Source organism: Amycolatopsis australiensis, from assembly GCF_900119165.1.
Classification (GTDB): Bacteria; Actinomycetota; Actinomycetes; order Mycobacteriales; family Pseudonocardiaceae; genus Amycolatopsis; species Amycolatopsis australiensis.
In genome coordinates this window covers 8471539-8488041 of sequence record NZ_FPJG01000006.1, presented here as the reverse complement: position 1 = coordinate 8488041, position 16503 = coordinate 8471539, and the positions used below count along the sequence as shown (strand labels likewise).

21 protein-coding genes are annotated in these 16503 nt (G+C 72.5%); 8 read left to right on the top strand and 13 right to left on the bottom strand.

Annotation, left to right across the window (positions count from 1 at the left end; genetic code table 11):
- Positions 1-2 precede the first annotated feature (2 nt).
- Both BT341_RS40500 and BT341_RS40495 read left to right on the top strand, forming a co-directional pair.
- Positions 3-944 carry an SDR family NAD(P)-dependent oxidoreductase gene (locus tag BT341_RS40500; protein ID WP_072481253.1) on the top strand — a complete coding sequence of 314 codons (942 nt, stop codon included), beginning with the start codon at positions 3-5 and terminating at the stop codon, positions 942-944.
- A gap of 10 nt (positions 945-954) precedes the next feature.
- Positions 955-1473: a GNAT family N-acetyltransferase gene (locus BT341_RS40495; RefSeq protein WP_072481252.1), complete on the top strand. Its 519-nt coding sequence runs from the start codon at positions 955-957 to the stop codon at positions 1471-1473.
- 1 nt (position 1474) lies between these two features.
- Here the strand turns inward: BT341_RS40495 and BT341_RS40490 are convergent, their stop codons facing one another.
- Genes BT341_RS40490 through BT341_RS40480 form a run of 3 tightly spaced genes read right to left on the bottom strand, consistent with a single transcriptional unit; the run spans position 1475 to position 3955 of the window.
- Positions 1475-2902 carry an FAD-dependent monooxygenase gene (locus BT341_RS40490; RefSeq protein ID WP_072481251.1) on the bottom strand — a complete coding sequence of 476 codons (1428 nt, stop codon included), beginning with the start codon at positions 2900-2902 and terminating at the stop codon, positions 1475-1477.
- A 10-nt stretch (positions 2903-2912) separates the two neighbouring features.
- The gene (locus BT341_RS40485) at positions 2913-3485 is read right to left on the bottom strand and encodes a PadR family transcriptional regulator (RefSeq protein WP_072481250.1); all 573 of its coding nucleotides are present in this window, start codon (positions 3483-3485) and stop codon (positions 2913-2915) included.
- Positions 3486-3526: 41 nt separating this feature from the next.
- On the bottom strand, positions 3527-3955 hold the full coding sequence (locus BT341_RS40480; protein ID WP_072481249.1) for a MarR family winged helix-turn-helix transcriptional regulator: 429 nt from the start codon (positions 3953-3955) through the stop codon (positions 3527-3529).
- A 49-nt stretch (positions 3956-4004) separates the two neighbouring features.
- Here BT341_RS40480 and BT341_RS40475 point away from each other — a divergent pair, with 49 nt between their 5' ends.
- On the top strand, positions 4005-5156 hold the full coding sequence (locus BT341_RS40475; protein ID WP_072481248.1) for an MFS transporter: 1152 nt from the start codon (positions 4005-4007) through the stop codon (positions 5154-5156).
- Here the strand turns inward: BT341_RS40475 and BT341_RS40470 are convergent.
- Positions 5146-5778: a winged helix-turn-helix transcriptional regulator gene (locus BT341_RS40470; protein WP_072481247.1), complete on the bottom strand. Its 633-nt coding sequence runs from the start codon at positions 5776-5778 to the stop codon at positions 5146-5148. The genes BT341_RS40475 and BT341_RS40470 overlap by 11 nt on opposite strands.
- A gap of 80 nt (positions 5779-5858) precedes the next feature.
- Between BT341_RS40470 and BT341_RS40465 the strand changes: the two genes are divergently transcribed.
- Complete coding sequence (locus BT341_RS40465) at positions 5859-6227, top strand: VOC family protein (protein ID WP_072481246.1); 369 nt, start codon at positions 5859-5861, stop codon at positions 6225-6227.
- Positions 6228-6231: 4 nt separating this feature from the next.
- On the opposite strand, the gene BT341_RS40460 is transcribed toward BT341_RS40465, so the two are convergent.
- The gene (locus BT341_RS40460; protein ID WP_072481245.1) at positions 6232-6603 is read right to left on the bottom strand and encodes a winged helix-turn-helix transcriptional regulator; all 372 of its coding nucleotides are present in this window, start codon (positions 6601-6603) and stop codon (positions 6232-6234) included.
- Positions 6604-6699: 96 nt separating this feature from the next.
- Between BT341_RS40460 and BT341_RS40455 the strand changes: the two genes are divergently transcribed.
- Positions 6700-7557, top strand: coding sequence for an alpha/beta fold hydrolase (locus BT341_RS40455; protein ID WP_245805259.1), 858 nt, complete (start codon positions 6700-6702; stop codon positions 7555-7557).
- On the opposite strand, the gene BT341_RS40450 is transcribed toward BT341_RS40455, so the two are convergent.
- The 4 genes from BT341_RS40450 to BT341_RS40435 form a co-directional block, all read right to left on the bottom strand.
- A complete protein-coding gene (locus tag BT341_RS40450; RefSeq protein WP_072481243.1) occupies positions 7541-8680 on the bottom strand; it encodes an RNA polymerase sigma factor in 1140 nt (379 codons plus the stop codon). The two genes, BT341_RS40455 and BT341_RS40450, sit on opposite strands and share 17 nt — an antisense overlap.
- A gap of 2 nt (positions 8681-8682) precedes the next feature.
- On the bottom strand, positions 8683-9120 hold the full coding sequence (locus BT341_RS40445) for a VOC family protein (protein ID WP_072481242.1): 438 nt from the start codon (positions 9118-9120) through the stop codon (positions 8683-8685).
- A gap of 16 nt (positions 9121-9136) precedes the next feature.
- Positions 9137-9544, bottom strand: coding sequence for a YciI family protein (locus BT341_RS40440; protein WP_072481241.1), 408 nt, complete (start codon positions 9542-9544; stop codon positions 9137-9139).
- Positions 9545-9608: 64 nt separating this feature from the next.
- Positions 9609-9992, bottom strand: a complete 384-nt coding sequence (locus tag BT341_RS40435; RefSeq protein WP_245805258.1) for a winged helix-turn-helix transcriptional regulator — start codon at positions 9990-9992, stop codon at positions 9609-9611.
- Positions 9993-10117: 125 nt separating this feature from the next.
- Here BT341_RS40435 and BT341_RS40430 point away from each other — a divergent pair, with 125 nt between their 5' ends.
- On the top strand, positions 10118-10951 hold the full coding sequence (locus BT341_RS40430; protein ID WP_072481240.1) for an enoyl-CoA hydratase/isomerase family protein: 834 nt from the start codon (positions 10118-10120) through the stop codon (positions 10949-10951).
- A 9-nt stretch (positions 10952-10960) separates the two neighbouring features.
- On the opposite strand, the gene BT341_RS40425 is transcribed toward BT341_RS40430, so the two are convergent.
- Both BT341_RS40425 and BT341_RS40420 read right to left on the bottom strand, forming a co-directional pair.
- Positions 10961-12073 (bottom strand): C40 family peptidase, encoded by a 1113-nt coding sequence (locus tag BT341_RS40425; RefSeq protein ID WP_072482445.1) that lies wholly within the window; start codon positions 12071-12073, stop codon positions 10961-10963.
- Positions 12074-12090: 17 nt separating this feature from the next.
- Positions 12091-13053: a nucleoside hydrolase gene (locus BT341_RS40420; protein ID WP_072481239.1), complete on the bottom strand. Its 963-nt coding sequence runs from the start codon at positions 13051-13053 to the stop codon at positions 12091-12093.
- Between the two features lie 52 nt (positions 13054-13105).
- Between BT341_RS40420 and BT341_RS40415 the strand changes: the two genes are divergently transcribed.
- Positions 13106-13861: an acyltransferase gene (locus tag BT341_RS40415; protein WP_072481238.1), complete on the top strand. Its 756-nt coding sequence runs from the start codon at positions 13106-13108 to the stop codon at positions 13859-13861.
- A gap of 43 nt (positions 13862-13904) precedes the next feature.
- Positions 13905-14282, top strand: coding sequence for a hypothetical protein (locus tag BT341_RS40410; protein ID WP_072481237.1), 378 nt, complete (start codon positions 13905-13907; stop codon positions 14280-14282).
- Here BT341_RS40410 and BT341_RS40405 read toward each other — a convergent pair whose 3' ends face one another.
- Together BT341_RS40405 and BT341_RS40400 are read right to left on the bottom strand one after the other, a co-directional pair.
- The gene (locus tag BT341_RS40405) at positions 14283-15605 is read right to left on the bottom strand and encodes an APC family permease (RefSeq protein ID WP_072481236.1); all 1323 of its coding nucleotides are present in this window, start codon (positions 15603-15605) and stop codon (positions 14283-14285) included.
- Positions 15602-16477, bottom strand: a complete 876-nt coding sequence (locus tag BT341_RS40400) for a carbon-nitrogen hydrolase family protein (protein WP_072482444.1) — start codon at positions 16475-16477, stop codon at positions 15602-15604. The genes BT341_RS40405 and BT341_RS40400 overlap by 4 nt, the downstream gene beginning before the upstream one ends.
- Between the last annotated feature and the right edge of the window lie 26 nt (positions 16478-16503).

The following is a 16503-nucleotide window of genomic DNA, read 5'->3' as shown; positions in this document are numbered from 1 at the left end:
GCATGAGCGAGAACAACGAAGAACCCCGCCGCTACAGCCGTCGCCGGCTGCTGGCCACCGGCGGGATCGCCGCCGGGGTGGGCGCGGTCGCGGGGGTCGCGGGCGGCGTCGCGTTCGTGCAGGGCGGGGCGCCGGCCCCGCAGATCGGGCCGTCGGCGGCGCGGCGGTTCGCGGGGAAGGTCGTGCTGGTCACGGGAGCGACGTCGGGTATCGGCCGCGCGGCCGCGGTGCGCTTCGCGGCCGAAGGCGGGCAAGTCGGCTTCTGCGGACGCCGCGAGAACCTGGGCGCGGAGGTGGAGCGCCAGATCCGTGCGGCGGGCGGCGAAGCGACGTACGTGCGTGCCGACGTCCGCTCCGAGGACGATGTGAAGCGATTTGTCGACACGATCGCGGCGAAGTACGGCGGCCTCAACGTGTGCTTCAACAACGCGGGCATCACCATCCAGAAGCCGCTGCACGAGTACACCGCGGCGGAGTGGGACGACGTCATCGGGACGAACCTGCGCGGCAACTTCCTCGCGCTGAAGTACGAGGTCCCGCACCTGCTGGCGGCGGGCGGCGGGACGGTGGTGGTCACGGCGTCCTCCAACGCGCTCGCGACCGACGCCGGCCGCGCCGCGTACACGGCGTCCAAGCGCGGCCTGGTCGGGCTGGTCCAGACCGCGGCGCTGGACTACGCCGAGCAGGGCATCCGCGTCAACGCACTGGTGCCGGGCACGACGAACACGGAGCTGGTCCGCCGCGCGGGCGGCGCGATGAACCTGCCGGACGCGGTGTGGGACGCGATGGCGGCGAACTGGGCGAAGACGAACGTGCCAGGCTTGAAGCGGATGGCGACGGCGGACGAGATCGCGGTGTTCGCGCTGGCGCTGGCCTCCGGCGACTTCCCGTACATGACCGGGGCGCAGCTGGTGATCGACGGCGGGAAGACCGCGCACGCCTAGACTGTGGCGGGTGCGGATCACCACGGAACGCCTGACGCTGCGGGCGTGGTCGGAAGAGTTCTTCGACGGCTTGTTCGCCCTGGCCCGGATTCCCGAGACGGTCCGGTACGTGGGCACCGGCGAGCCGTGGGCGCGCGAGTACACGCTGGCCAAGCACCGCGCGACGCTCGCGCACTGGGCCGAGCACGGGTTCGGCTGGTTCGCGGTGTCCACGGCGCCGGGCTCGTTCGACGGAGTGGTGTCGCTGGTCCGCCGGACGGCCACGGAGTCGGGCTTGGGCCTGCCGGCGGTGGAGATGGGCTGGTGGATAGCGCCGTCGGGCTGGGGCCGCGGCTACGCGACGGAAGCGACGACGGCGGTGCGCGACTTTGTGTTCGAGTCGGGCTTCGCGGACCGCCTGCTGGCGGTGTACGAACCGGAGAACACGGCGTCGGCGCGGGTGGTGGAAAAGCTGGGCTTCACGCCGCACAGCCGGTTCACGCTGGACGGAAGGGTGGAGCAGCGGGCGGTGCTGGACCGCCCGCGCTGACCTACGCCCGGACCGGGACGCCGCCCATCCAGCGGTGGAGCGCCTCGGCGAGCCCGTCGTCCCCGGAGCCGGGCACACCCACCCACGCCACGTGGCCGTCCGGCCGCAGCAGCACGGCCGCGATGTCCAAATCGGACAGCGACGTGCCGGGAACCACTTCCACCGCCGGCGACCACGCGCTGAGGGAGCCCGTCAAGTCCAGCAGGACCGGACGTCCCGGGTGCAGCAGCGCGGCCAGGTGCGTCGCGCGCCCGCCGACCGAGATGGGCACGTCCGGCGCCAGCCGGCCCAGCCACGGGTGATCACCCGGCGCGTAACACGTGTCCAGGCCCGTGATGATCTCCGTCAGGGCGCGGTTTCCCGCGGGATGCGCGGCGACCCGGCGCATCAGGTCCGCCCACGGCTCGTCGCCGGCCTCCTCCAGCGCCACCTGCGCCCGCGTGTTCGCCAGGATTCGCGCGCCCGCCGCGTGGCGCTCGTCGTGGTAGGTGTCCAGGAGGCCTTCCGGGGCCGTTCCGCGCACCGTCGCCGCCAGTTTCCAGCCCAGGTTGAACGCGTCGTCGAGCGCGACGTTCACCCCGATCGCGCCGGCGGGCGGGTGGATGTGCGCCGCGTCGCCCGCCAGCAGTACCCGGCCTTCGCGGTAGCGCGAGGCCAGGCGCGCCGCGTCGCCGAACCGGCTCAGCCAGCGGGGGTTGCGCAGCTCGACGTGCCTGCCCAGCACCGCGTCCACCTGCGCCTGCAACCGGTCGAGCGTGACCGGCTCGTTCTTGTCGGACGGCGGAGCGTCCTCGCGCACGATGACGCGGACGTACCCCGGCCGCGGGATGACGAATACCGTCCGCCCGTCCGGCCCGGCCGAAGGACCGTACGGCAGGTCGCACTCGACGTCGCCGAGCAACGCGTACCAGCGCGCGTCGACGCCGGGGAAGCCGATTCCCGCCTGCTTGCGGACGGTGCTGCGCCCGCCGTCGCACCCCACGAGGTAGCGGGCCCGGATCGTCCGTCCATTGTGGAGTAACGCGGAGACGTCGTCCGGCGTCTGCGTGAACGTCCGCAGCTCGTGGCCGCGCAGGATCTCGGCGCCGAGACCGGCGGCCCGCGCCTCCAGCACTTCCTCGACGCGGGTCTGCGGGATGCCCAGCGAGAACGGGTGGCCGGTCGCCGTCCCGTCGAGCAGCAGCGGCCCGGGCAGGCCGGTGACCGGCGCGTGCGGCACCCGGTGCCCCTCGGCGACCAGGTCCTCGGCCAGCCCGCGGCGGGCCAGCAGGTCCAACGCGCGCGCGTTGAGGTTGAAGCCGCGGCAGTACGGCGGCCGCTCCGGGTGGCGTTCGACGACGGTGGTGCGCACGCCCGCCAGCGCGAGCTCCGCGGCGAGCAGCAGGCCGGCCGGACCGGCGCCGGCGACGAGGACATCGGTGTCGAGCACGAGTTTCCCCTCAGAAGTGGTCGGGCCAGGAAAGGGAGCCGGATCGGATTTCGGCGGCGGTGGCGCGCGCCCACTCGAGCTCGGCCTGCCACGCGTGCCGGACGAACTCGACCTCGATCATGAACAGCCGCGGCGCCCCCTTGCCCACGGTTGCCTCGAGCGCGGTGTTCGCGCCGTCGATCCGCTCGGCGAGGTGGCGGGCGCGTTCCTCCAGCGCGTCGGCGGCCCGTTCGGGGCCGAGCGCCCCGAGGTAGCTCACCGCCGCGACGAACTTCGGGTACTCGGCGACGGGCTCGCGGACCAGCTCGTCGAGCCAGGCGATGAACTCCTGGCGGCCGAGCTCGGTGTGCGCGTAGACGGTCCGCTCGGGCCGGTTGCCTTCCCGGACCGTCTCGACCGGCTCGATCCAGCGGTGCTTCGCCAGCGACTCCACGGTGTCGTAGAGCGAGCCGGGGTTGATCTTGAAGCTCGTGTCCTTGTGCCGTTCGCGCAGCGTGGACGCCATTTCGTACGGGTGCATCGGACGTTCCAGCAGCAGGCCGAGCAGGGCCAGCGCGAGCGTGTTGCGGATTTTGCGTGCCACTAGTCGCTCCCTATTAGTCGGAACCGACTATACGGCGTCGGTCAAGCCAGGTTGCCGATGCAGGTCCGCAGCAGGTCCGCCAGTGACTGCTGCTGGCCGGCCGACAGGTCGCCCAGCATCTCCGTCTCGACCCGCGTGACGACCTCTTCGGCGGCGCGCAGCTTCGCGCGTCCGGACGCTGTCAGGGCCACTGGCCGCGCCCGGCCGGTGCTCGCCTGCTCGGCCACCGTGACCAGTCCCGCCGTCCGCAGCCCGCCGAGGACGTCTCGCAACGACTGCCGCGTGACGAAGGTGATCCGGGCCAGCTCGGCCGACGACGCGCCGGGGTGGTCGTCGAGCGCGCGCAGCACGGCGTACTGCGACATCGACAGCTCCAGGGAGCGCAGGCGCTCGGTGCAGGCCTGGTGCAACGCTTGCTGGGCCCGCTTCAGCAGGTAGCCGGGCCGTTCGCCGGTCGGTGCTGGACTCATGACAGGAACCTTACGCCGCCTGGTGGTCCGGTTTGGATAACCTCGCGACGTGACGGGGGAACTTGAGCGCGCCCGCGTGGGCGTCTCCGTCGTGTTCGCGGTGTGCGGCGCGGCGTTCGCGACGTGGCTGGCCCGCGTGCCGGCGGTGCAGGAGCAGCTGGGGCTGACCACCGGGCAGCTGGCGACCGGCCTGTTCGGCCTCGCCTTCGGGTCGGTGGCCGCGCTGCTGGGCGCGGGTGCGCTGCTCACCCGGATCGGCAGCCGCGCGGCGGTCGTGCTCGGCGCGGTCGTGCTGTGCGGCGGGCTGCCGCTGGTCGCGTTCGCGTGGTCGGCGCCGGTGTTCGTCGTCGCGCTCGTCGTCCTCGGCGTGGGCAACAGCCTGCTCGACGTCGCGATGAACGCGCACGCGGCCCGCGTCGAGGAGGGCTACGGGCGGCCGATCTTCGCCGGGTTCCACGCCTTCTGGAACATCGGCGGCCTCGCCGGCTCCGGAGCCGACGCGCTGATGGAGGCCGCGCACGTCCCGGTCGCGGTGCACTTCCCCGTCGCGGGCGCGGTGCTGCTGGCGTTCGCGCTCTGGGGCCGGGCGCTGTTCCTGACCGGAGCCGACCGCGGCCAGGGCGAGACGGCGTTCGCGTGGCCGAGCCGGGCCCTGGTGCCGCTGGGCGTGATCGCGTTCTGCGGGTTCGTCGCCGAGGGCGCGGTCAACAGCTGGAGCGCGGTGTACCTCGCCGGCGTCACCGGTGCGGCACCCGCGCTCGCCTCGCTGGGCTACTTCGCGTTCTCCGGGACGATGATCGCGGTCCGGCTGGTCGCCGACCGGATCGTGGCGCGCACGGGCGCGGTGCGGTTCGTCCGCGTGGCGGCCGCGGTCGCCGTCGTGGGGTTCGCCGTCGTGCTGGCCGCGCCGTGGCCGGCCGCCGCAGTGGCCGGCTTCGCGGTCGTCGGGCTCGGCGTGGCCGGGATCGTGCCGGTCGCGTGGAGCGTGGCGAGCCGGAAGCAGGCGGACGCGCCGGGCCGGGCGGTCGCCGCCGTCGCCGCGTGCGGCTACCTGGGTTTCCTGGTGGAGCCGGCGCTGGTCGGGGCACTGGCCACCCGGATCGGCCTGCACTGGGCGCTGTCTTCGGCCGTCGTGGTGACCTTCGCGATCTGCTTCCTGGCGCCGTCGCTGCGGGTGCGGGAGGGTGCGCTCACGCGCTGAGCGTCTCGCGCAGCAGCCGTCGCACGGCTTTCCGGTCGCCTTCGATCCGCATCCGGCCGTCGGCGATCGCCGCGTCCAGGTCGGACGGCACTTCGAGCAGCGCGTTCAACGTGGGCGGATCGGTCCGGATCGTGGCGTCCGGCGCGGCGGGCTCGCCGGGTTCGACGGTCAGCCGTCCCGGCTCGGCGCGGACCGTCCACACGCGACTGTCGAGTTCGACGTGGAAGCAGGCGGCCGAGCGCGGTCGGGCGAAGCCGCGGAGGAACAGCAGCGTGGACGTCGTGCCGAGGTGCGCCGACGGCGGCAGGGACAGCCGGGAGCCCCACGCGCCCAGCGCCAGGACGACGGGTTCCAGCTCGCGGCCCCACTCCGTCAGTTCGTAGACCGTCGACGCCGCGGGAGGCGGCAGCTTCCGCCGCGTCACGACGCCGTGGCCGGTCAGCTCGCGGAGCCGGTCGGTGACCAGGTTGGAGCTGGCGCCCGGCAGCGCGCGGCGGACGTCGGAGAACCGCTGTGGTCCCAGCAGCAGCTCGCGCACGACGAGCAGTGCCCAGCGTTCCCCGACCACGTCCAGCGCGCGGGCGATGGTGCAGGCGTCCCCGTAGCTGCGGCTCGTCGGCATAGTATGAACTTACAACTTCGAGGTTGTTTTTAACAACTATCGCGGCGTACGGTGGCCGCGTCGCCGAAGGAAGGAACGTCATGGGACACCCGGTCGTGCACTTCGAGATCATCGGGACCGACCCGGCGCGGCTGCGCGGCTACTACGGCGAGCTGTTCGGCTGGGAGTTCGACACGTCGGGCCCGGTGTCGGACTGCGTCTCGGAAGCGGGCAGCTACGGCTTCGTGCGGCCGGACGGCATTCCGGGCGGTGTCGGCGGCGGCGCGGGATACGAGCGTCACGTGGTGTTCTACGTGGGTGTCCCGGACGTCGGGGCCGCGCTGGCGGCGGCCGAACGGCTCGGCGGCACGCGCCGGATGGGGCCGGACCGGGCGCCGGGACGCGACCTGGTGGTCGCCCACTTCACCGACCCCGAGGGCAACCTGATCGGGCTCGCCGGCCCGGCCTGAGGCGTCAGTCCGCCGCGGCCGCGTTGGCCCGGTCGATCGCGGCCATGTGCTCCTCGGCCCAGTTCCGCAGCGCGGCCAGCGGAACTTCCAGGGACCGGCCCAGATCCGTGAGCCGGTAATGCACCTTCGGCGGCACGGTCGGCTCGACGCGGCGGGCGACCAGGCCGTCGCGGGTCAGCGAGCGCAGCGTCACCGACAGCATCTTCTGCGAGACACCCGGCATCCGCCGCAGCAGCTCGGCGAACCGCACCTCCCGCGGGTCCGCTTCGGCCAGCACCTTGACCACCATCGACGTCCACTTGGTGCCGATCCGGTCGAGCAGCCGGCGCGTCGGGCACGCCGGGTCGAACAGGTCGCCGCGCGCGGAGGGGGTCACCTGGAGCTCACCACCTGTCGGGAAAGTGCCGTCTTGGCCGGCGCTGTCGAGTTACCTACGGTTTGCAGGTAACCAATGGTAACCGAAAGGAGCGTCATGCTGCGGGTCAACGGCATCGAGGTCGGCGTGACGGTCACCGGGGACGGGCCCGCCGTCCTGCTGCTGCACGGCTTTCCGCACACCCGGCGGCTCTGGGCCGAAGTCGTCCCGCACCTGGCGACGCGCTACCGGGTCATCACGCCGGACCTCCGCGGGCTCGGCGCGTCGGCCCGCCCGGACGGCGGCTACGACGCCGGCACCCTGGCGGCCGACGCCGAGGCACTGCTGGACGCGCTGGGCGAACCGGCGGCGGCCGTGGTGGGCATCGACGCGGGTACGCCGCCCGCCTTCCTGCTGGCCATGCGCCGCCCGGAGCGCGTGCGGCGGCTCGTCCTCATGGAGTCGCTGCTGGGCCGCCTGCCCGGCGCCGAAGACTTCCTGGCCGGCGGGCCGCCGTGGTGGTTCGGGTTCCACGCCGTCCCCGGGCTCGCCGAGACCGTCCTGGCCGGGCACGAAGCCGAATACGTCGACTGGTTCCTCCAAGCGGGCACGCAGGGACGCGGCGTGCCGCGCGAGATCCGTGACGACTTCGTCGCCGCGTACACCGGGCAAGACGCGTTGCGCGGCGCGTTCGCGCACTACCGCGCGATGCCGGTGAGCGCGGGACAGATCGCGGACGCGGTCGCAGCGGGACGGCTGGCAGTGCCGACGATGGCGATCGGCGCCCACCCGGTGGGGGACGCGCTCGCGCACCAGCTGGCGCCCGTCGCCGACGACCTGGTGACCCACCTGGTGGCGGACTGCGGCCACATCATCCCGCTGGACCGGCCCGACGTCCTGGTGCCGCTGCTGCGGTCGTTTTTCGACCTCGACCGGGCGGGCGCCGGACCGAGGTCCGTCACTGGTGCGCGTTGAGCCGGGCGGCCTGGCGGGTGAGGTGCTCGCGCTCGGCGAGGTTGAGGGCTTTCTGCGCGGCTTCGGCGTAGAGACGGGCCGCCGTCACCAGATCGCCGTCGCGCTCGTGGAGGTACGCGGCCACGGCGGTGTAGCGGGGGAGCGACTCGTCCAGCTCGGCGAGGGCCGCCAGCCCGGCGCGCGGCCCGTCGGCCTCGCCGACCGCCACCGCCCGGTTCAGCCGGACGACCGGGCTGCCGGTCAGCCGCGCGAGCTCGTCGTACCACTCGACGATCTGCACCCAGTCGGTCTCCGCGGCGCTGGGTGCGTCGGCGTGCAGCGCGGCGATGGCGGCCTGGGCCTGGAACTCGCCCAGCCGGTCACGCGCCAGCGCGGCCTGCAGGATCCCGACGCCTTCGGCGATCGCCGCGGTGTCCCATCGGCCGCGGTCCTGCTCGGCGAGCGGCACCAGGCTGCCGTCGGGTGCGATGCGGCTCGGCCGCCGGGCGTGGTGCAGCAGCATCAGCGCGAGCAGTCCCGCGACCTCGGGGTGGTCGATCGCGGCCGCGAGCTGCCGGGTGAGCCGGATCGCCTCGGCGGCGAGGTCGACGTCCCCGGAATACCCCTCGTTGAACACCAGGTAGAGCACGCGCAGCACGGTCGCGACGTCGCCGGGCTGGTCGAACCGCACCCGCGAGACCGTGTGCTTGGCCCGGCTGATGCGCTGCGCCATGGTCGCTTCCGGGACGAGGTAGGCCTGGGCGATCTGGCGGGTGGTCAGCCCGCCGACGGCCCGCAGCGTGAGCGCGACCGCCGACGACGGCGTCAGCGACGGGTGCGCGCACAGGAAATACAGCTGGAGCGTGTCGTCCACAGTGGACGCAGGCCCGGGCGGCGGCTCGACGTCGACGAGGTCCTCACGCCGGCGGCGAGCCGTCTCCGCCCGGGTCGCGTCGAGGAACTTCCGCCAGGCGACCGTGATCAGCCACCCTTTCGGGTCACGCGGCGGATCGGCGGGCCAGACGCGCAGCGCCTCGACGAGCGCGTCCTGCACGGCGTCCTCGGCCGGCGCGAAGCCGGCCCCGCGCCGCACGAGAACGCCGAGCACCTCCGGCGTGAGGGCCCGCAGCAGTGCCTCGTCCACGCTCACCCGACCCGTTCCGCCAGCTCGACGATGATGCCTTCGGGGCCGCGGACGTAGCAGAGCCGGAAGCTGTCTTCGTACTGGACGAGCTCGCCGACGAGCTCGGCGCCGTGCGGCCGCAGGCGGTGCAGGACGTCTTCGATGTCCTGCACTTCGAACAGGATGTGCCGGATGCCGGGTGTGTTCGCCGGCGCGCCCGGGTCGCCGTCCGGGCCCGCCGGGGCCAGGTACCGGATCAGCTCGAGTGCCCCGTGCCCGTCCGGGGTCCGCAGCATCGCCACCTCCGACCGGCCCCCGGCGACCCCGGTGATCCGGTCCACCGCCGGGCCCTCGATGGTCATTTCGCCTTCCACTTCGAGCCCGAGTTCGGCGAAGAACGCTTTGGCCGCGGCCAAGTCGCCGACGACGATGCCGACGTGTTCCAGACGCGGAAACGCCATGACGGTCTCCTCCCGGTCATTCGGTGATGGTGGGCGCCGTGCCGTAGATCGGCCGCAGCTCGAGCCACTCCTGGACCGGCTTCCCGCCCGCGCCGGGCGCGGCCGACAGCTCGCCGGCCAGCTCGAGCGCGCGCTCGTAGCTGTCGACGTCGATCACCACCCAGCCGGCGATGAGGTCCTTGGTCTCGGCGAACGGCCCGTCGGTGACCGGCGGGCGCCCCTCGCCGTCGTTGCGGACGAACACGCCGTCCGGGGCGAGCGCCTGGGTGTCGACGAACTCGCCGGTCTCCTCCAGCCGGGCGGCGAAGTCCTGCATGTACTGCACGTGGGCCGAGATCTCCTCCGGCGTCCACCGGTCCATGGGCACGTCGTTGACCGAAGCCGGGGCCCCGCGGTAGTGCTTCAGCAGCAGGTACTTGGCCATCGTGGTTCTCCTCGGTGTCGGGTGCGGCCCATCTTGGCCGTGTCCGCCCCGGGGACGCAGCCGGTCACGCGTTTTCGACATCGCCCGGCGAACCGGTTTCCGCGGAGCCCGTCCGCCGGTCGTAGACCTGCCGGCACTCCTGGATCTCGGCGGCGTGGGCGACCGTCCAGTCGTACAGCCTGCCGAACGGCTCCCGCAGGGATTCGCCGAGCGGGGTGAGGGAGTACTCGACCCCGACCGGCGACGTCGGCAGCACCCGCCGCTCGATCATCCCGTTGCGTTCCAGACGGCGCAGGGTCTGGGTCAGGACCCGCTGCGTCACGCCTTCGAGGCGGCGCCGGATGTCGTTGAACCGCCGGGGCCGTTCGAGGACGGCCATCGCCATCATCGACCACTTGTCCGCGATCTGGTCGAGGATCGGGCGGCTGGGACAGTCGGCCCGGTACACCGGACCGGTATCCTCCGCGATCCTTGGGCTGCCGGAAGTGCCTTCTTGACGCTCGTCGATCTTCGCCACAGCCTAGGTATACGGCAGATACCTGCATGCCTGCCAGATACGGATCGGAGATCGGTATGTCCCACGACGCCTACGCGACCCTGCGGCTGAGTCGCGAGCCCGGCATCGTCCGCGTCACGCTCGACAATCCACCCGTCAACGTCCTGGACGTCGCGCTCATGACCGATCTCCGGCGGCTGCTGACCAGCCTGCGCGCCGACGAGTCGGTCCGCGTGATCGTGTTCGACAGCGCCGACCCCGACTTCTTCATCGCCCACGTCGACATGTCCCTCGTCGACACGCCGGACGCCTTCGCCGAACTGGCGGCGGAAGCACCCCCGGGCGTCAACGTCTTCCAAGCGCTCGGGGAACTGCTGCGGCACCAGCCCCAGGTCACGATCGTCAAGCTCGCCGGCCTGGCCCGCGGCGGCGGGGCGGAGTTCGTCGCCGCCGCGGACATGGCGTTCGCCGCGATCGGCCGCGCCGGGATCGGCCAGATCGAAGCCCTGATGGGCATCGTTCCCGGCGGCGGAGGCACCCAGTACCTCGCCGGGCGGATCGGCCGCCACCGCGCTTTGGAGGCGGTGCTCGGCGCGGACCTGTACGACGCGCAGACGGCCGAGCGCTACGGCTGGGTCAACCGCGCGGTCCCGGCGGGCGAGCTCGACGACGTCGTCGACCGCCTGGCCCGCAACATCGCCGCGCTACCCGAAGGTGTGGTCGCCGCGGCCAAACACGCCCTCGTCCCCGAAGAGCTGGCCGAGGGGTACCGGCGGGAGCACGACGCCTGGGCGGGCCAGTTCGTCCGGCCCGCGGCCGAACGGCTGATCCGCGACGGGCTGGCCCACGGCGCCCAGACCCGCGACGGCGAACGCGACCTCGAGGGCCTGCTCCGCAAGCTGGCGAGCTGATCCGCGGGGTCAGGCCGTCGGACGGCCGGCGCCGGCGTAGTCGTCGCCGTCCTTGCGGTACGGGTGGACCTGCACGGCCTGGCCGGTCTGCGGTGCGTCGATCATCTGCTGGTTGCCGATGTAGAGGCCGACGTGGTGGATCTTCGTCGACGGCTCGCCGTAGAAGATCAGGTCGCCCAGCTGCGGATCGGTCACGTGCGGGACGCTGCGGAACTGCGTGTCGGCGGTGCGCATCAGCTTGATCCCGGCGCTCGCGTACGCCGCCGTGGTCAGGCCGGAGCAGTCGAAGCCCGGGTCGTTGCCGCCGGTGCCGTTGCCGCCCCAGATGTACGGGAGGCCGATCTTGTCGATGGCGAAGTTCACCGCGCTCAGGACCGCGGGGTTCGGCGCCGCCGAGCCCTGGCCGACCGTGCCGTAGACGTTGACCGTGGCCAGCGTCCGGTGCAGCAGCAGCGGCGCCGGCTCCAGCGTGCTCACGGCGTCCCACCACGGCTGGCCCTGCGACAGATCACGGCCGCCGTCGCACAGCGCGCGGCCGGTCGTCAGTGCGGCGTCGTCGATGTTCTGGACATCGGGCTTCCCGCCGGCGTAGCTGGCCTGGAACTTCGCCCAGATCGACGGCGACAGCTGCATCGGCCCGGCGGCGTTCGCCGTCGAGACGACCTTGTCGTAGAAGTCGCGCACCTCGACCGTGCCGAGCGGCTTGTCCAGCACGCCGGTGGGGCCGAACTGGCCGCCTTTCGCCCGGCCGTGGTCCGTGGTCACTTTTCCGACCGCGGCCAGCGTCACCCAGGACAGGTGGCAGCCGGGGACGTCCTTGCTCAGCTTCGTCGTCGCCTTCGCGTAGCCGACCATCGCGCGCAGCGGGATGTCGAGCCACTGGCTGGTCTTGGACGCCCAGGCGTCGAACTCGCCGGCCTGCGGCACGTTCGGCTGGGTGGGCGGCGTGGTCGTTTTCCGGGCAACGGTCGGCGGCGCCGTGACCGTCGCGGCCGCGTTGGTCGTCGTCTCCTGCTTCGGCGCGAACTGCACGCCGGCCACCAGCGCGGCGACGACCACGACCACCGCGGCGACCACGACGGCGGCCTTGCGACGGCGCGGCTGGGGGGTCTCGTCCGGCACGGCCGCGGGCTCCTCGCTCACCGCGCGGCCCCGGTCAGCCGGTCGAGGACGAAGCCGCGCAGGCCGTCGAGGTCGGTGTCCATGGCGACCTCGATCGGCCGGCCGGGCGTGAACTGCGGATCGTCCTCGCCGAGCCGTCGCCGGTCGACGAGGGTCTGCCCGCGTGCCGGGCCCAGCCCGCAGTCGACGTCGACGCGGTAGGTCTCGGTGCGCAGGATCCCCGGCGAGATCGCCTCCGCGACCGCGACGGCGTCGTGCATGACCATCCGGTCTTCGCCGAACACGCGCGTGTAGTGCTGCCGGTAGGTGGCGGTGAGGCCTTCGAGGGTGGCGCCGACCGGCCCCGACGCAGCGAGCTTCGCCAGCCACTCGCCGTCGACGGCGCAGCGGTGCGTGAGGTCCAGCGGCACGAGCACGACCGGCACGTCCTCCTCGACCAGCACCCGGCGCGCCGCTTCGGGGTCGCTCCAGATGTTGAACTCGGCGGCGGTGGTGCTGTTGCCGAACGTCACCCCGCCGCCCATGATCACCAGCCGCGCGATCTTCGCCGCCGCGCCCGGGTGCGCGGCCAGCAGCGCGGCGATGTTGGTCAGCGGCCCGATCGGGGCGATGGTCACCGGCTCGTCGGACGCCTCCAGCAGGTCGAGCATCAGCCGGACGGCGTCACGTTCGTCGAGGGGCCGGCTCGCCTCCGGCAGCGTGTAGGAGTGGCCCGACAGGCCGTCGCCGCCGTGGACCGCCTTGGCGTCACGTGGCTTCGAGTACACCAGCGGCCGCGCCGCCCCGGCGGCCACGGGCACGTCGGCGCGGCCGAACAGCTCCAGCAGCCGCCGCGCGTTCGACGTGGTGCGGTCCAGGGGCACGTTGCCGAACACCGACGTCACGCCCAGGAGCTCGACGTCCGGGGACAGCGCCGCCAGCGCGATCGCCAGCGCGTCGTCGACGCCCGGGTCGGTGTCGATGATCAGCTTCGTGCCCATCCAGCTCCCCTTGCCTGTGAACCCGTCCCGCACACAGGTTACGGTCACGGGCATGACGTCGATGTGGGGTGCGCCCGCGCTGTCGCGGGTGCGGGCCTGGCGCCGCGCCCGGCGCGACCCGCGGCAGGCGAAGTTCCTGACCGCCGACTCGCTGCGCTGGGTGCTGCGCAACCGCGCGTACACGCCCTGGTACCTGGTCCGCTACTACCGGCTGCTCAAGTTCCGGCTCGCCAACCCGCACATCATCCTGCGCGGCATGCTGTTCCTCGGCAAGGATGTCGAGATCCACTGCCGTCCCGGCTACGGGCGGCTGGAGATCGGCCGCTGGGTCCACATCGGCGACGGCAACGCGATCCGCTGCCACGAGGGTTCGCTGCGGATCGGCGACAAGTCCGTGTTCGGCCGCCAGAACGTCATCAACTGCTACCTGGACATCGAGCTCGGCGCGGCGACGCTGGTCGCCGACTGGGTCTACATCTGTGACTTCGATCACGTCATTTCGGACATCCACGTGCCGATCAAAGACCAGGGCATCGTCAAGTCACCGGTCCGGATCGGCCCGGACACGTGGCTGGGCACGAAGGTCAGCGTCCTGAAGGGCACCCGCGTGGGCCGCGGCTGCGTCCTCGGCGCGCACGCGGTGGTCCGCGGCGACATCCCGGACTACTCGATCGCGGTCGGCGCACCGGCGCGCGTGGTCCGTAACCGCGAGGACGACTACGCCGCCGACGCCGCGCGCCGCGAGGCCGTGGCCGACATGGCGCGGAAGGCGAACAAGGCGCTGCAGAAGACGCTCGGCGAGGCGTAGAAGTACTCAGGCTTTCGCTCGGCCGGCCGGGCATGCTGGTCCGGTGGGGGAATTCCGGACCGGCTGGTCCTCGCTCGTGCTGGCGCTGTGTGCCGGGGGCCTGCTGCTCGTCGTCCCGTTCCTGGTGCTGCTGGGTTTCCTGGCGAGCATTCCGGTGTTCGGCGAGGTCGGCGACCACGCGGGCGGCTACCTGACCTGGGCGGCGGTGCTCGGCGCGGGCCTCCCGGCCGCCGGCGTGGTCGTTTCCGCGACAACGCGACGCCGCGGCTGGACGTGGTTCTTCGGCAGCTGCCTGGCGCTGGCGGCCGCGGTCGCGGCCTTGAGCCTGGCCGACGACCTCCGGCACGCCCCGCCACCGCCGCCGGGCCCGCGCCACTGCGTCGAGCACAGCGGCGGCGGCAACGAGTGCCCGGGCGGCTGACTACTCCTCGAAGGTCATTTCCGGTGGCGGCCGCCGGAAGCCACGGGTGATGGCCGCCAGCACGACGACGCCGATCGCCAGCCAGACCAGGCCGAACACCAGCGCGATGCCGTCGAGGTTGACCAGTAGCCACACATCGACCACGGCCCCGACCAGCGGAAACACCACCCAGGTCAGCACCCGTTTCCCGGCCCGGTCGCGCAGCCACGTGGCCAGCACGCTGACGTTGACGAACGTGAACGCGGTGAATGCGCCGAAGTTGATGAACGACGTCGACGTGCTGACGTCCAGCGCCAGCGCGACCAGCCCGACGAGCCCGGTCAGGACGATCCCGAACACGGGGGTCGCGAACCGCGGCTGCAGCTTGCCGAAGATCCGCGGCAGCACGCCGTCGCGGCCCATGGCGTACATCAGCCGCGACGCGCTCGCCTGCGCGGCGATCCCGGACGCGAACTGGGCCACGACCAGGCCGGCGAGGAAGAAGGAAGCGAAGAGGTTGCCCCCGATCGTCGTCGCGATTTCGAACGCGGCGGACGACTCGTCGCCGAACGCGCTGCCCGGGTGCGCGAGCTGGGTGAAGTAGGCGAGCACGACGAAGATGCCGCCGCCGATCAGCGCGGTGAGCAGGATGGCCCGCGGGATCGTCCGGCGCGGCTCGGTCGTCTCCTCGGTCAACGTCGTCACGGCGTCGAAGCCGAGGAAGGAGTAGGTCGCGAGCGCGGCGCCACCGGAGATCGTGCCCAGCGTGCTGCCGGCGTGGAAGAACGGCTGGGTGCTCGCCAGCGAGCCGCCGACGTGCAGCACCTGCTTGATCGAAAGGACGACGAAGAAGCCGATCACCAGCAGCTGGAACGCCATGAGGATGAAGTTGGCCTTCTCGGCGATCTTGATGCCCAGCACGTTGAGGATGGTCGTCAGCGCGATGAAAGTGATCAACCAGATCCATTTGGGGACCGCGGGGAACTCGGCCGAGAGGTACGCGCCGCCGATCAGCCAGATGACCATCGGCAGGAAGAAGTAGTCGAGCAGCACGGCCCACCCGACGAGGAACCCGGCGCGGGCGTCGACCGATTTCCGGACATAGGTGTAGGCCGACCCGGCGACCGGGTGGGTGGCGGCCATCTTACCGTAGCTGGCGGCGGTGAACAGCATCGCGACCAGGGCCAGCAGGTAGGCGGAGGGCACGATGCCCCCGGTCGTCGTCGCGACGATGCCGAAGGTGCCGAGCACGATCAGCGGCGCCATGTAGGCGAGCCCGAACAGGACGACGCCGGGCAGGCCGAGCCGGCGCTGCAGGGCGGGGGCCGCGGCCGTGGTGGTCATCGGTCGTCTCCTTCTCGTGGACGCCAGCGGTCCGGGTTGATCCGGCCCTGGTAGAGCGGCAGGTCCAGGGGTGCGTCGGCAGGCGTGAACTGCGCCCAGACGCGGTTGGTGCCGGCGGTGCCGTCGCGGCGGACGCGGGCCACCTCGTCGAGGTCGATGGTGTGGGCGAGGACGCCGTGGTCGTTTCCCGGCAACGCGGCCAGGACGTCACCTTCGGGGCCGACGAGCAGGCTGTCGCCCATGCCGAACGGGCCTGCCGTGTTCACGCTGGCGACGAAGACCTGGTTGACGATGGCGTTCGCCCGCGCGAGGACGAGCTCCTGCGCGCGGTCGGGGGTCGTGGTCTGGACGGGGTTGAGCACGAGCTCGGCGCCCATCCACGCGAGGTGCCGGGTCACTTCGGGGAACCAGGCGTCGTAGCAGATGGAGAACCCGACGCGGCCGGCGTCGGCCAGATCGGCGACGACGAACCGGTCACCGGGGTCGTAGGGCTCGTGCGGCCGCCACGGGAAGACCTTCCGGTACCAGCCGGCGAGCTGCCCTCGCGGGGAAAAGACGAGGGCGGTGTTGAACAGCTCGCCGTGGTCGCCTGCTTCGCAAACGGTCCCCGGCGCGAGCCAGATCCCGAGGTCACCGGCCAGCTCGGCGAGGGCCCTGGTCCGTTTTCCGGCCAACGGCTCCGCGGCGGCCCGCAGTTGTCCGGTGCGTTCGTCGCCTTCGCCGTCGACGCCGCAGAGGTGCAGCTCGGGGAAGGCGGCCAGGCGCGTGTCCGGAAAACGGCGAAGGACCGCCTCGACCTCGTCGGCGAACCCGGCGTCCCCGACGGGCCTGGGTGGCGCTTGCACCAGGGCGATCGGCAGTGGTCGCGGCATGGACGAAAAATAGTCCATCTTGAACA

What these genes read in the sequence shown, in the direction of transcription:
- BT341_RS40470 (WP_072481247.1), bottom strand. Translation starts at nt 5,778, where the DNA reads ATGCCGACGAGCCGCAGCTACGGGGACGCCTGCACCATCGCCCGCGCG.
- BT341_RS40445 (WP_072481242.1), bottom strand. Translation starts at nt 9,120, where the DNA reads ATGGCGTTTCCGCGTCTGGAACACGTCGGCATCGTCGTCGGCGACTTG.
- BT341_RS40440 (WP_072481241.1), bottom strand. Translation starts at nt 9,544, where the DNA reads ATGGCCAAGTACCTGCTGCTGAAGCACTACCGCGGGGCCCCGGCTTCG.
- BT341_RS40400 (WP_072482444.1), bottom strand. Translation starts at nt 16,477, where the DNA reads ATGCCGCGACCACTGCCGATCGCCCTGGTGCAAGCGCCACCCAGGCCC.
- BT341_RS40465 (WP_072481246.1), top strand. Translation starts at nt 5,859, where the DNA reads ATGGGACACCCGGTCGTGCACTTCGAGATCATCGGGACCGACCCGGCG.
- BT341_RS40415 (WP_072481238.1), top strand. Translation starts at nt 13,106, where the DNA reads ATGACGTCGATGTGGGGTGCGCCCGCGCTGTCGCGGGTGCGGGCCTGG.
- BT341_RS40480 (WP_072481249.1), bottom strand. Translation starts at nt 3,955, where the DNA reads ATGAGTCCAGCACCGACCGGCGAACGGCCCGGCTACCTGCTGAAGCGG.
- BT341_RS40500 (WP_072481253.1), top strand. Translation starts at nt 3, where the DNA reads ATGAGCGAGAACAACGAAGAACCCCGCCGCTACAGCCGTCGCCGGCTG.
- BT341_RS40420 (WP_072481239.1), bottom strand. Translation starts at nt 13,053, where the DNA reads ATGGGCACGAAGCTGATCATCGACACCGACCCGGGCGTCGACGACGCG.
- BT341_RS40430 (WP_072481240.1), top strand. Translation starts at nt 10,118, where the DNA reads ATGTCCCACGACGCCTACGCGACCCTGCGGCTGAGTCGCGAGCCCGGC.
- BT341_RS40455 (WP_245805259.1), top strand. Translation starts at nt 6,700, where the DNA reads ATGCTGCGGGTCAACGGCATCGAGGTCGGCGTGACGGTCACCGGGGAC.
- BT341_RS40405 (WP_072481236.1), bottom strand. Translation starts at nt 15,605, where the DNA reads ATGACCACCACGGCCGCGGCCCCCGCCCTGCAGCGCCGGCTCGGCCTG.